Below are 12,444 nucleotides of genomic sequence, written 5' to 3'. Positions count from 1 at the left end.
GTATGGTCCACGACGACTTTGTCGCCGCCCAGGGCATCTCCTCGGGAGCGCAAGGAACTGGTCGATGAAGGTCCACCATCTCAACTGCGGCACCATGAACGTGCCCGGCACGCCTCTGTTGTGCCATGTCCTGCTCGTCGAGACCAACAGCGGACTGGTCCTGGTGGACACCGGGTTCGGGATACAGGACTGCCTCGACCCGCATCGGGTAGGTCCATTCCGACATGTCCTGCGGCCGGCGTTGCTGCGCACCGAGACCGCGGCCTACCAGATTGAACAGCTCGGTCACCGAATCTCAGACGTCCGCCATATTGTGCTGACGCATTTCGATTTCGACCACATCGGCGGACTCGCGGACTTTCCCGAGGCCCATGTCCACGTCACCGCGGCCGAGGTCCGCGGCGCCGTCCATGCCCCTTCGATCCGTGAGCGTCTCCGTTACCGGAGCAAGCAGTGGGCGCACGGTCCCAATCTGGTGGAGCATGGACCCGACGGCGAAACCTGGCGTGGATTCGCCTCGGCCAAACCCCTCGACGCCATCGGTGACGGCTTCGTTCTGGTGCCGACGCCCGGTCACACTCGCGGGCACGCCGCGGTCGCCATCGACGTTGGTGATCACTGGATCCTGCATTGCGGGGACGCCTTCTACCATCACGGGACGCTGCGGCGATCGCGAGTGCCTTTCGTGCTGCGGGCCCAAGAAGAGTTGTTCGCGTTCAACCGCACACAACTGCACGACAACCAGGCTCGCCTCGCTGAACTGTGGCAACGGCGGGAGCCACAGTTGCTCATCATCTGCGCACACGATCCGAGCCTGTTTGAGATCGTCAGGAAAATGACTTGACCGGGATCCCGGGGTCCGATCGCCGCCGCGTAGCGGCCGACCCGATCGAGGCGTACCCGCATGCCGTGCGTCATCATGATCTCGCTAAATTCGAGACGCCATGTCGTAGGAAGGGAATCTCATGAACGCGCATGTCGAGCAGCTGGAGTTTCAGGCGGAGGCCCGGCAGCTGCTGGATCTGATGGTCCACTCGGTCTACTCCAACAAGGACTCGTTTCTGCGGGAGTTGGTCTCCAACGCCTCCGATGCGCTGGACAAGCTGCGGATCGAGGCGTTGCGGAACAAGGAGCTAGACCCCGATGCCATTGACACTTCGGATCTACACATCGAGATCGACGTCGACAAGGGCGCCCGGACGCTGACCATCCGCGACAACGGCATCGGCATGACGCGTGCCGAGGTGGTGGATCTGATCGGCACGCTGGCCAAGTCCGGCACCGCCGAGCTACGTGCGCAATTGCGGGCGGCCAAGAACGAGGGCGCCTCGGAGGAATTGATCGGCCAGTTCGGCATCGGGTTCTACTCGTCGTTCATGGTGGCCGACAAGGTCGAGCTGCTCACCCGCAAGGCCGGCGAGACCGAGGCCACCCGGTGGGAATCCAGCGGCGAAGGTACCTACACCATCGAATCCGTCGAGGATGCTCCGCAGGGAACATCGGTGACGTTGCACCTCAAGCCCGAGGATGCCGAGGACGAGCTCTACGACTACACCGCGGAGTGGAAGATCAGGCACCTGATCAAGAGATACTCGGACTTCATTGCCTGGCCCATCCGGATGGAGGTCGAGAAACGCACGCCAGCCGGTCAGGGAGAAGGCGAGGACGGCGGCGAAGAGACTGTCACCATCGAAACCGAGACCCTCAACTCGATGAAGGCGCTGTGGGCCAGGCCCAAAGAAGAGGTTTCCGAGGACGAGTACAAGGAGTTCTACAAGCACATCGCGCACGCCTGGGACGACCCGCTAGAGGTCATCGCGATGAAGGCGGAAGGCACATTCGAGTACCAGGCTCTGCTGTTCATCCCATCGCACGCCCCGTTTGACCTGTTCAATCGGGATGCCACCTTCGGCATCCAGCTGTATGTCAAACGCGTCTTCATCATGGGCGACTGTGACCAGCTCATGCCCGAGTACTTGCGTTTCGTCAAGGGCGTCGTCGATGCACAGGACATGTCACTGAATGTGTCCCGCGAGATCCTGCAGCAGGATCGCCAGATCAAGGCGATTCGTCGGCGCCTGACCAAGAAGGTCCTGGCCACCATCAAGGACCTGCAGTCCGAGCGGCCGGAGGACTACCGCAGCTTCTGGGCCCAGTTCGGCAAGGTACTCAAGGAGGGTCTGCTTTCGGATTTCGACAATCGGGAGACCCTGTTGGAGATTTCCTCATTCGCCTCGACGCACAGCGACGAGGAGGCCACCACGTTGGCCGACTACGTGGGCCGCATGAAGGAGGGCCAAAAGCAGATCTTCTATGCCACCGGGGACTCGCGTCAGCAGATCCTGAAATCGCCGCATCTGGAGGCATTCAGGGCAAAGGGTTACGAGGTTCTGCTCCTCACCGACCCGGTCGACGAAGTCTGGGTGGGGGCGGTCAACGAGTTCGACGGTAAGCCGCTGCAGTCGGTCGCCAAGGGTGAGGTTGACCTGGACTCCGACGAGGAAAAGAGCGACGCCGAGCGCGAGGAACAGCAAAAGGAGTTCGCTGACCTGCTGACGTGGCTGCAGGAGACATTGAGCGAACACGTCAAAGAAGTGCGGCTGTCGACCCGACTGACCGAGTCGCCCGCATGCCTGATCACCGACGCATTCGGAATCACCCCGGCGCTGGCCCGCATCTACCGGGCCACTGGGCAGGACGTTCCGGTCGGTAAGCGCATTCTCGAACTCAACCCAACCCATCCGTTGGTGCTCGGCTTGAGCCGAGCGCTCAATGACAGTGCAGACGATGCCCAGAAGTCTCAGGTCGCGGAGACCGCGGAATTGCTTTACGGCACAGCGCTGCTCGCTGAAGGTGGTGCGCCGGACGATCCGGCACGATTCGCCGAATTGCTTGCCGATCGGCTGACGCGCGCCGTAACTAGCGACGGGTGAGCTTCTCGCGGACCGTGTCGGCGAGGAACCGCCTCATCGATACTGGCCGAAACGCCCTGGCCGCGTTGGTCAGCGCCGCACAGGAATCCGCGGTGAGCTCGATATCGGCTGCGGCAACGTTGAATTCGAGTTGCTCGACACTGGATGCTCCGGGAATAGCGACCACGCCTGGCAGGCTGATCAACCAAGCCAGCGCCACCTGGGCCGGCTTGGCGTCGACATCTGCGGCGATGGCGCGAAGTGTCTGCAGCAGCGGTTCGATCCGGCGCAGGTTTTCAGTGCCGAACAGCGGATTGGCTGCACGGACGCCGCCCGGCCTGTTCTCCACGCCGTACTTACCGCCGAGCAGCCCCTGCGCCAATGGGCTGTAGGCGATGACGACGCGGTTCTCGCGCTCGGCGAAGGGAACCAAGTCATCGAGCGGACTTAGGTGAGCGAGGGAGAAGTGCACCTGGTTGCTGATTACGGGACGCCCTAGGGCTTTGTCGGCCTTTTGCCAGCGCGCCAGCGAGTAGTTGGAGACGCCGGCCGCGCCGATCTTGCCGGCGTCGAGTAGCTCGCGCATGCCGGGCATGATCACCGAATCGGGCACCACGGGATTGGGCTGATGGACTTGATAAAGGGGAATCCGGTCCAGCTGCAACCGCCGGGCACTAGCCCGTTCGCGTTGCTTGATGACGGGCGGAATGGGCGCCACCGGAAAGATTTTGCTGGCCACCGCAACCCTGCCGCGCTCCTCGCCGAGCGCCTCGCCGAGGATCCGCTCGCTCTTGCCCAACCCGTACACCTCGGCGGTGTCGAACAGCGTCACCCCTAGAGCCAGGGCGCGCTGCACGATGTCGCGAGCGGCACCGGAGGCGTACCGATCCCCATACCCCCATTCACGTGAGCCGAACTGCCACGTGCCCAGCCCGATCCGGCTGACATTTCCGATTCCATCGACATCGAGGTATTTCATGACTCACACGGTACGCAGCGGACCGGCCCGGGCCGCTGCGGCCTAGGACGAGGTCTTGATTGATTCGATGTAGGGCGTGAGTAGGTGTGCCATCCCCGTTGCCGCCTCGTCGGCATCGCTCGGCGGCAGCGCCAGGTAGCTGAGCGCGGCCCGGACGACTGCCTGTCCCATGACCGTCGCGTCGTACTGGTTGGCGTTGACCCAGCTGTGCTGAAAAGTGTGCGACAGCTGTTCGGTGGCATGGTCGACGAGAAACTGACTCTCGACGGTGATCAACCGCAGGATGTCGCTGGGGGCGTCTTCGGTTCGTAGTACCTGGGCCAGCGGATCGTTGGCGACGCGGTCGAAGAAGTCCCGAAACACCGTGTGCATGGCGCCGTAGCCGTCGCTGTGGTGTTCGTCGATTGCCGCTCGCATTCCAGTAACGATGCTGTCGGTCAGTCGAAGGGCGTAGTGACGCGCAAGGCCGCGGCGCGACTGGAACTCGTTGTAGAGGGTGCCTCGGCTGATGCCAGCTGCTGCGGCCACGTCCGCCATGGTGATTGACGACCATTTCCTTACCAGGAGCAAGCTCTGTAGCGCGTCAAGCACCCCATTGTGCATCAGGCTCAACGCGGTGCTGCGATACGGATTGCGGCCTCGTGACGGCTCGGGCTCGACCATGTAGCTGAGATTAGTGTGCATTGCGAGTGCCTTCGATGCTAAGCGCGGACCACTCGTGGTTCCGGCTGGTTGGTGAGCTCTCGCAGACGGCCCGCGGGAGTCCAAATTACCTCTGTACATGAGGGTTTCGACAACATGACCGTACATTGAGCAAGGCCACGTTGCCGAGTTGGCCGGCTGAGTCAGGCGCGGCTGATTTCGATCATCTCGAAGTCTGACTTGGCCGCACCGCAGTCCGGACAACTCCAATCGTCGGGAATGTCGTCCCAGCGGGTCCCCGGGGCGATACCGTCTTCGGGCCACCCCAGCGCCTCGTCGTACTCGAACCCGCACTGTACACATCGATAGAGTTTGAAGTCGGTTGGCATCTCAGGCCTCCTGTGGTTCGAAGTCGATCTTCTCGCGGACATTGCAATCCGGGCAGGTCCAATTGTCGTTGACGTCGGCCCAATTGGTTCCTGCGGGATATCCCTCACGAGGTGCGCCGGTGGTCTCGTCGTAGACGTAGCGACACGCGGGGCATCGGTAGGCAGCCATCACCGGGCACCGTACGTGGCGAGGATCCGGTCGCGCTTGCGCGGATCGATGTTAACCCGGTTGATGTCACCATCGTAGTGTTCAATCACACGATGGTCCATCACCTTTCGCCATAGCGGTGGGATGTAGGTCAGGGTGATCAGCGTCGCGTATCCGCTCGGCAACCGGGGTGCACCATCCATGCTGCGCAATGTTTGATAGCGGCGCAGGGGATTGGCGTGGTGGTCGCTGTGCCGCTGCAGGTGGTACAGGAAGATGTTGGTCACGATGTGGTCAGAGTTCCAGCTGTGTACCGGTGCGCACCGTTCATAGCGGCCGGACGCGGTGCGTTGGCGCAGCAGTCCGTAATGTTCGAGGTAATTGACCGATTCCAACAGTGATGCGCCGTAGAGCGCCTGGATGATGAGGAATGGCAACACCTGCCATCCGAATACGGCGGTTAGCCCACTGAACAGGACGATCGACATGATCCACGCGTTGAGCACATCGTTGTGCAGGCTGAAGGAGGACTTTCCGATGCGTTGCATGCGGGTCTTCTCCAGTTCCCATGCGGATTTGAGCGAGCCGAACATGCTGCGCGGCAAAAACATCCAGAAGCTTTCGCCGAACCGGGCACTGGCCGGATCCTCCGGGGTGGAGACGCGCACGTGATGCCCGCGGTTGTGCTCGATGTAAAAATGCCCGTAGAGGGTTTGGGCGAGGGTGATCTTGGACAACCAGCGCTCGAGGTTTTCGCGCTTGTGCCCCATCTCGTGGGCGGTGTTGATACCTACTCCGCCGACCACGCCGATGGTCATCATCAGGCCGATCTTGGAGACCAATCCCAGGCCTCCGCTGAGGCCCAGCCAGCTCAAGTTGTCGGCCGTCCATAAGTAGCAGGCCAGCATAAGGCTGATCATCTGGAACGGAATGAAGGCATATGTGCAGTACCGGTAGTACTTGTCGTTCTCTAGACGCTCCATCACCTCGTCAGGGGGATTCTGACCGTCGGGGCCAAAGAACAGATCGAGCACCGGTAACAACAGGTAGAGCAGGAATGGGCCGATCCACCACAACATCGGCGTGGCAGCGGTCCAGCCGAACTTGCCCAACGTCCACGCCAGCGCCACGCTCACCGGCAACGCCATCGGCAGGACTAAGCCCACCAACCACAGGTAGCGCTTTCGGTCGCGCCATCGCTCGACCTGGATTGCCGGCTCTTGCGCTGGGCTGGTAGTCATGGCAGTCCCTTTCTTAGCTGGTCGCCGCATGCGAAGCGGCGCATTTGAACATATCAGGTGATTTGTTCAAATGCTAGATAAATCGCTGTGTTTGTTCAATAGCCGGAAGGGGTCGCGCCGGCGACAGCAGGTCCGCGGTGGACTACCCGGTGTTGCAGGCCGCGTGGGCGCCGCCAACAACCTGACGGTTATCGGGGAAGTTCCGGCCGGTTCTGGCCGGTCGGCAGCGGTTGGCCGGCTCGCACGCCGGCAGCGAAACCTGTTGTCCGCCGGGAGCGCCCGGGCGGTTTGAGCGCTGTGTCGATCGGGTATCAAGACCGCCATGACCGTCGCCGCCCACCGCGCTGCCAGCTATACCGGTGAGGTTTGGCCGGGTCGGGCCTACCCGCTGGGCGCGACGTACGACGGCGTAGGTACCAATTTCGCCCTCTTCAGCGAGGTCGCAGAACGCGTTGAGTTGTGCCTGTTCGACGCTGACGGTGCCGAAGCCCGGATCGCCCTGCCGGAGGTGGACGGTTTCGTCTGGCACGGCTTCGTTCCGGCCATCGAACCCGGGCAGCGCTATGGCTATCGCATTCATGGTCCCTATCAACCCCGATCCGGACACCGCTGCAATCCGAACAAACTTCTGCTGGACCCGTATTCGAAAGCCATAGCCGGCATCTTCGAGTGGAACCAGGCGCTGTTCGGCTACACTTTTGGTGATCCGGAGAGCCGCAACGACGACGACTCAGCGCCCTACATGCCGAAGTCTGTGGTGATCAATCCGTACTTCGACTGGGGCAACGACCGTCCGCCGAAGCGCCCGTATGCCGACACCGTCATCTACGAAGCGCACGTCAAAGGGCTGACGCAAACTCATCCCGATGTCCCCGAACAGTTGCGTGGCACCTACGCCGCCGTGGCGCATCCGGCCATCATTGAGCACCTCAAGGACATCGGCATCACAGCGATCGAATTGATGCCCATCCACCACTTTGCCAATGACTCGATCTTGGTCGACAGAGGCCTAACGAATTACTGGGGATACAACACGATTTCGTTTTTTGCGCCCGATCCGAAATACTCCAGCAACGCTTCGCCCGGAGGTCCGGTGCAGGAATTCAAGGCGATGGTTCGCGCTCTGCACGAGGCCGATATCGAGGTCATCCTCGATGTGGTCTACAACCACACCGCCGAGGGCAACCATATGGGTCCCACGCTATCCATGCGGGGAATCGACAACACCGCCTACTACCGGTTGGTTGACGAAGACATGCGCTACTACTTGGACCACACCGGCACCGGCAACAGCCTCAATGTCGGGCATCCACACTCGCTGCAGTTGATCATGGATTCGTTGCGGTATTGGGTGACCGAGATGCATGTGGATGGATTCCGGTTCGACCTGGCCGCAACCTTGGCTCGGGAATTCTACGAGGTAGACCGCCTGGCGACGTTTTTTGAACTCGTGCAACAAGATCCCACGGTCAGTCAGGTCAAACTTATCGCTGAACCCTGGGACGTCGGGCCTGGCGGTTACCAAGTCGGCAATTTCCCGCCAAATTGGACGGAGTGGAACGGAAAGTTCCGCGACACTGTTCGGGACTTCTGGCGTGGCGAGCCGGCCACGCTCGACGAGTTCGCCTACCGATTGTCTGGGTCCTCCGACCTCTACGAGCACACCGCGAGAAGGCCGGTGGCGTCGATCAACTTCGTCACCGCCCACGACGGCTTCACCTTGCGTGATTTGGTGTCCTACAACGACAAGCACAACGAGGCCAACGGTGAAGACAACAACGACGGCGAGGGCCACAACCGGTCCTGGAACTGCGGCGCGGAGGGACCCACCGAAGACCCCGAGATCAACGATCTGCGCGCCCGACAGCAGCGTAACTTCATCGCGACATTGCTTCTGTCGCAGGGTGTTCCGATGATTTCGCACGGAGATGAGCTCGGTCGTACCCAGCACGGAAACAACAACGGCTACTGCCAGGACAACTCGCTCACGTGGGTTAGTTGGACCGATGCCGATGCGGGTCTGCTGAAATTCACTCGCGAGGTGGCAGCACTTCGGGCCAACCACCCGGTGTTTCGCCGTCGCCGTTTCTTCAGCGGCAAACCGGTGGGCCGGCGCGGCGCCGGTGGGCTGCCCGATATTGCCTGGTTCGCGGCCGATGGATCCGAGATGGCCGAGGAGGATTGGGGTGCCAGCTTCGCAAAGTCCGTAGCGGTGTTTCTGAACGGCGACGGCATCCCCGATCTGGATGTTCGGGGTCAGCGGGTGGTCGACGATTCATTTATCTTGTGCTTCAACGCCCACCACGAGCCGATCGAATTCAGGCTACCGCCGGCGGACTTCGGTGCCGCATGGCGCACCGTCGTAGACACCGGAACCAAGCGAGCACCGGACGAGCTTCGCGCGCAGGCGGCGTTTGCCGTCGATGCCCGCAGCGCCGTGGTGCTCCAAGCCGTCGCCGAGACTAGGTCGGCCGGCCCGCAGTGACGGTCGTACGCTGAGGCAATCGGCCGCCAAGGTCGACAAACGAAGTGTTTGGGCCGGGCTTTGCCGAAGGCCCGACACCGCACCCAAGTCGCGTTAGACTTTTCGCAGGTTGAATCCACAGCTGATGGTCCATTGAGCGACGCCTGGACACCTTTGCCGCGTCTTGCTCACCGCACGACTTGAATGGGCGCAATGATATGAGTGCCTCGGAAAACTTGTCTGCAGTCGAAGGAGCCACCCTTCCGCATCCGTGCAATGCGGTCGATTGTGCCGGGGCGCGGTTGTTCGCTCACGCCCGCAGCCTGGCCACGGTGGTTCGCGTCGACGGCGCGATCGACGCGGCAAACGCCAACCTGGTGGCGCTGGCAGTGCGCCGGATTTCCCAAATCCCCAGTCCCTTGATTCTTGATCTGAGCCCGCTGGAATTTCTCGGCATTGCCGGGTTTCGAGAGCTGCTTGTCATCCACGATGAACATCGGCAAGCTCAGTTGCCGTGCGGTGTAGTCGTCGGCTCGGCCTTGCGCCGGTTGCTGGAGATCTTCGCCGACCACGGCCTAATTATCGTCGATTCGGTTCCTGAAGCTCTGCGGCTCATCGAAGAGGGAATGTGTGAACGCCGCGAGTCTCTTTCCGCCCTGGCCGGCAAGAGTGACTCCAGGCCATCGTCGGCGAGCAGCGCGGGCACAGGTGGTTGACGGCTTTCTGCGTCAACCACGAAGTCGGCCGCCAACAATCGTCAGCTACTCGGTGGCGGCGCTGGTTCGTCGGAATGCAAGGCGTGCCATTCCAGTTCCGCATTGCGGACTTTCCGATGAACGCGAATCAGCCAGGCCAATCCGGCGCCGATGGCCGCCGCCGCCAAAAGGGCGGCAATGCCGCCGCCAACCAAATGTCCAGTAGCTAAACCGAAAAGGCTCAGCACGAGGAGCACTACGCCGACGGCAACACCTGCCATGCCAACACTGTTGCTGCCCTTGGTCATGGATTCCCCGGCATGCCGCCGTGTTGTGCGGTCATGATCGACTGGGTCAACTGATCTGTTCGCCACCATCACTCCTTGGGAGTCGTGTTCTAGGTCAAGCCCGGCGAAGCTTTGCTGCAACGGTTTTGTCCGCGGTTACCCAGCCGTCAGATCCGCCAAACACGGTCACCGTCCCGTTTCGGCCACCCCCGGAGCTTTGGCCACCCCGGAGTTTTGGCCACCTCCGGAGCGGGTAGCCCGGTGGTTGGCGCGCCCCAACAGCCCCGCCAACAGCCCGAACAACCCCGCCAACAGCCCGGTGCCGCCACCGGCGGATTCAGGAGGACATCATGGCCCACAGTGCCATCCAGTCGGCCAACGATGTGGTCGATTTTCTGATCGGTCAGCACGAGCAGATCAAGTCTTTGTTTACCGAGACGCTGTCAGCGTCCGGCACGCAACGGGAAAGATCATTCGTCGAACTTCGGCGACTACTCGCCGTGCACGAGACCGTCGAAGAGGAGATCGTTCACCCCCGGGTCAAGCGGAAGATCGCCGACAGCCGAGCAATCGTCGGCAAGCTGATCGAGGAAGAGCACGAGGCAAAAAGGAAGCTCCAAGAGTTGGAGACGATGGAGGTCGACAGTACGGAGTTCACGCGCGAGTTGACGATGCTTCGTGACGCCGTTCTCAAACACGCTGAGCATGAGGAACGAGACGAGTTCACCAAGTTGGCGGAGCAGCTGAGCAACGAGGAACTGCAGATGATGGGCCGTGCTGCCAAGCTTGCCGAATTGGTCGCACCCACCCGACCGCACGCTGGAGTCGAGTCCCAACTGGCAAACATGGTCGCGGGTCCGTTTGCGGCCATGCTCGATCGAGCTCGCGACGCCATTGTCGGCAGAGGTTAGCGGCGCAGCTCTGCGCTGGCCAACCGCCTACGCCGCGGATTGGCGGCCGATACGCTGTGGCGTGGGCGGGTTCGTCGCACTGGCGCCCGCGGAGTCGCGGTCGACGGTGAGGGCGGAATATGTCGAAGACAGTGGTCATCGGCGCGTCAAGCGGTTTGGGGCGTTGCATAGGCATCGGGCTTGCGTCGCGCGGCGATCAGGTTGCCCTGCTGGCACGGCGTCGCCAGCGAACCCAGGCCGCCGCCGGCGAGGCCGGCCCGACGGCCATCGCGCTGGAATGCGACGTCACCGACGAGACATCATGCCGATCCGCCATTGACGGTGCTGCCGAGAAGCTGGGCGGCATCGACAATATTGTCTACAGCCCGGCGATCAGCCCACTGGTTCGGCTGGTCGATACCGACGCCGATACCTGGCGGCGAGTCCTCGACACCAATGTCATCGGTGCCGCGCTGGTGACGGCTGCAGCGGTGCCGCACCTGACCGCATCGGCGGGCAAGGCCGTATACCTGTCGTCGGACGCCGGCAGTTATGCACCCGTGTGGCCCGGCCTCGGCGCCTACGGGGTTAGCAAAGCGGCCTTGGAGAGACTGGTGGAGGCGTGGCGAGCCGAGCATCCGGATATCGGATTTACCTGCCTCATCGTCGGCGAGTGCGCCGGCGGTGAAGGCGACGCGCAGACCGGGATGAACGTCGGTTGGGATCGCGAGCTGGCCATGAAGGCGTATCCCCTGTGGGTGGCGCGTGGTTGCATGCCAGGAAACTTGATGCCGGTCGAGGACCTCGTCAACGTGGTGCACACGATTCTGCGCACCGACGCGGCGACCTCAATGCCGATCGTGGTTGCTCGGGGTGCGCCCACCAGCGGCGGAGCGGTCCTCGACGCCGAACGAACGTAGCGGCGAAAGGTGCTCAACGGTAGGAAGTCTCGTGACAACGTCGGCACATCATGAGTGAAACAGCGAAGGTGGCGGTGGTGACCGGGGCCAGCCGTGGGGCCGGCCGAGGTATTGCGGCCGCACTCGGCGCGCGCGGCTGGCGAGTATATGCGACCGGGCGCGGTAGCATCGTTCCCCCGCCCGGAGGGGTAGCCGTACGCGTCGACCACGCAGATGACCACGCCGTGGCCGCATTGTTCGAGCAAGTGCAACGGGAGTCCGGCCGGCTGGATCTGCTGGTCAACAATGCCGCTTCGATGTCGGAGGATCTAATCGGCGCGAAGCCGTTCTGGCGAAAGCCGCTCGCGCTGGCCGACATCCTGGATGTTGGACTGCGGTCGTCCTATGTCGCAGCGTGGTATGCGGCGCCGCTGCTGATCGCCCAGGACCGTGGCTTGATCGCTTTCACCTCCTCGCCAGGTTCGGTGTGCTACATGCACGGTCCGGCATATGGGGCGCAGAAAGCCGCGACCGACAAAATGGCCGCCGACATGGCGGTGGACTTCCGCGGTACCGGTGTTGCGACGGTGTCGGTCTGGATGGGAATCGTGTTGACCGAGAAGCTGATTAGCGCATTCGACGCGATCTCCGAAGGGCCGCAGCGGGATGCAGCGCTGGCCAAGACCGCCCAGCATGCCGAAACCCCGGAATTCACCGGGCATGTCATCGATGCGCTATTCCACGATCCTTCTCTGGGCCAATTGAGCGGACTCACTCTCATCGGCGCGGAGCTGGCGGAGCGCTACGGCATCACCGACGAGGGTGGCCGGCGCCCCCCCTCGCACCGGGCAATGCTGGGCGCACCGCGAACGCCCAGCACCGTTGTGGTGCGGTAGCG

The 12,444-nt window shown here is 62.4% G+C and carries 13 protein-coding genes; 7 read left to right on the top strand and 6 right to left on the bottom strand.

Features of this window, described 5'->3' with window-relative positions:
* Positions 1–64 precede the first annotated feature (64 nt).
* Together MB901379_RS15110 and htpG are read left to right on the top strand one after the other, a co-directional pair.
* Positions 65–844, top strand: coding sequence for an MBL fold metallo-hydrolase (locus MB901379_RS15110; RefSeq protein WP_158017403.1), 780 nt, complete (start codon positions 65–67; stop codon positions 842–844).
* Between the two features lie 121 nt (positions 845–965).
* Entirely contained in the window at positions 966–2,933 is a 1,968-nt protein-coding gene (htpG, locus tag MB901379_RS15105) for a molecular chaperone HtpG (protein ID WP_158017402.1), read from the top strand.
* Here htpG and MB901379_RS15100 read toward each other — a convergent pair.
* The 5 genes from MB901379_RS15100 to MB901379_RS15080 form a co-directional block, all read right to left on the bottom strand.
* The gene (locus tag MB901379_RS15100; RefSeq protein ID WP_158017401.1) at positions 2,920–3,891 is read right to left on the bottom strand and encodes an aldo/keto reductase; all 972 of its coding nucleotides are present in this window, start codon (positions 3,889–3,891) and stop codon (positions 2,920–2,922) included. The genes htpG and MB901379_RS15100 overlap by 14 nt on opposite strands.
* Positions 3,892–3,933: 42 nt before the next feature.
* Complete coding sequence (locus MB901379_RS15095) at positions 3,934–4,575, bottom strand: TetR/AcrR family transcriptional regulator (RefSeq protein WP_158017400.1); 642 nt, start codon at positions 4,573–4,575, stop codon at positions 3,934–3,936.
* 161 nt (positions 4,576–4,736) lie between these two features.
* The gene (locus tag MB901379_RS15090; protein WP_158017399.1) at positions 4,737–4,922 is read right to left on the bottom strand and encodes a rubredoxin; all 186 of its coding nucleotides are present in this window, start codon (positions 4,920–4,922) and stop codon (positions 4,737–4,739) included.
* Between the two features lies 1 nt (position 4,923).
* Positions 4,924–5,091 (bottom strand): rubredoxin, encoded by a 168-nt coding sequence (locus MB901379_RS15085; RefSeq protein WP_158017398.1) that lies wholly within the window; start codon positions 5,089–5,091, stop codon positions 4,924–4,926.
* A complete protein-coding gene (locus MB901379_RS15080) occupies positions 5,091–6,311 on the bottom strand; it encodes an alkane 1-monooxygenase (protein ID WP_158017397.1) in 1,221 nt (406 codons plus the stop codon). Before MB901379_RS15080 ends, MB901379_RS15085 begins: the two co-directional genes overlap by 1 nt.
* Positions 6,312–6,633: 322 nt before the next feature.
* Between MB901379_RS15080 and glgX the strand changes: the two genes are divergently transcribed.
* Both glgX and MB901379_RS15070 read left to right on the top strand, forming a co-directional pair.
* Positions 6,634–8,796, top strand: a complete 2,163-nt coding sequence (glgX, locus tag MB901379_RS15075; RefSeq protein WP_158017396.1) for a glycogen debranching protein GlgX — start codon at positions 6,634–6,636, stop codon at positions 8,794–8,796.
* Positions 8,797–8,993: 197 nt separating this feature from the next.
* A complete protein-coding gene (locus MB901379_RS15070) occupies positions 8,994–9,491 on the top strand; it encodes an STAS domain-containing protein (protein WP_158017395.1) in 498 nt (165 codons plus the stop codon).
* A gap of 41 nt (positions 9,492–9,532) precedes the next feature.
* On the opposite strand, the gene MB901379_RS15065 is transcribed toward MB901379_RS15070, so the two are convergent.
* Positions 9,533–9,751 (bottom strand): hypothetical protein, encoded by a 219-nt coding sequence (locus MB901379_RS15065; protein WP_232021864.1) that lies wholly within the window; start codon positions 9,749–9,751, stop codon positions 9,533–9,535.
* A 356-nt stretch (positions 9,752–10,107) separates the two neighbouring features.
* Here MB901379_RS15065 and MB901379_RS15060 point away from each other — a divergent pair, with 356 nt between their 5' ends.
* The 3 genes from MB901379_RS15060 to MB901379_RS15050 all read left to right on the top strand — a co-directional run bounded on the left by MB901379_RS15060 (position 10,108) and on the right by MB901379_RS15050 (position 12,442).
* Entirely contained in the window at positions 10,108–10,668 is a 561-nt protein-coding gene (locus tag MB901379_RS15060; protein ID WP_158017394.1) for a hemerythrin domain-containing protein, read from the top strand.
* Positions 10,669–10,799: 131 nt separating this feature from the next.
* Positions 10,800–11,567, top strand: a complete 768-nt coding sequence (locus MB901379_RS15055) for an SDR family oxidoreductase (protein WP_174237105.1) — start codon at positions 10,800–10,802, stop codon at positions 11,565–11,567.
* Between the two features lie 50 nt (positions 11,568–11,617).
* Positions 11,618–12,442, top strand: coding sequence for an SDR family NAD(P)-dependent oxidoreductase (locus MB901379_RS15050; RefSeq protein ID WP_158017392.1), 825 nt, complete (start codon positions 11,618–11,620; stop codon positions 12,440–12,442).
* The last annotated feature ends 2 nt before the right edge of the window (positions 12,443–12,444 follow it).

Origin of the sequence: Mycobacterium basiliense, assembly GCF_900292015.1 — a bacterium.
In the GTDB taxonomy this organism is placed as follows: Bacteria; Actinomycetota; Actinomycetes; order Mycobacteriales; family Mycobacteriaceae; genus Mycobacterium; species Mycobacterium basiliense.
The sequence above is the reverse complement of the archived record's forward strand: the minus strand, read 5'-3'. Positions and strand labels throughout refer to the sequence as shown.

What these genes read in the sequence shown, in the direction of transcription:
- MB901379_RS15095 (WP_158017400.1), bottom strand. Translation starts at nt 4,575, where the DNA reads ATGCACACTAATCTCAGCTACATGGTCGAGCCCGAGCCGTCACGAGGC.
- MB901379_RS15070 (WP_158017395.1), top strand. Translation starts at nt 8,994, where the DNA reads ATGAGTGCCTCGGAAAACTTGTCTGCAGTCGAAGGAGCCACCCTTCCG.
- MB901379_RS15085 (WP_158017398.1), bottom strand. Translation starts at nt 5,091, where the DNA reads ATGGCTGCCTACCGATGCCCCGCGTGTCGCTACGTCTACGACGAGACC.
- MB901379_RS15060 (WP_158017394.1), top strand. Translation starts at nt 10,108, where the DNA reads ATGGCCCACAGTGCCATCCAGTCGGCCAACGATGTGGTCGATTTTCTG.
- glgX (WP_158017396.1), top strand. Translation starts at nt 6,634, where the DNA reads ATGACCGTCGCCGCCCACCGCGCTGCCAGCTATACCGGTGAGGTTTGG.
- MB901379_RS15080 (WP_158017397.1), bottom strand. Translation starts at nt 6,311, where the DNA reads ATGACTACCAGCCCAGCGCAAGAGCCGGCAATCCAGGTCGAGCGATGG.
- MB901379_RS15090 (WP_158017399.1), bottom strand. Translation starts at nt 4,922, where the DNA reads ATGCCAACCGACTTCAAACTCTATCGATGTGTACAGTGCGGGTTCGAG.
- htpG (WP_158017402.1), top strand. Translation starts at nt 966, where the DNA reads ATGAACGCGCATGTCGAGCAGCTGGAGTTTCAGGCGGAGGCCCGGCAG.
- MB901379_RS15110 (WP_158017403.1), top strand. Translation starts at nt 65, where the DNA reads ATGAAGGTCCACCATCTCAACTGCGGCACCATGAACGTGCCCGGCACG.
- MB901379_RS15065 (WP_232021864.1), bottom strand. Translation starts at nt 9,751, where the DNA reads ATGGCAGGTGTTGCCGTCGGCGTAGTGCTCCTCGTGCTGAGCCTTTTC.
- MB901379_RS15050 (WP_158017392.1), top strand. Translation starts at nt 11,618, where the DNA reads ATGAGTGAAACAGCGAAGGTGGCGGTGGTGACCGGGGCCAGCCGTGGG.
- MB901379_RS15100 (WP_158017401.1), bottom strand. Translation starts at nt 3,891, where the DNA reads ATGAAATACCTCGATGTCGATGGAATCGGAAATGTCAGCCGGATCGGG.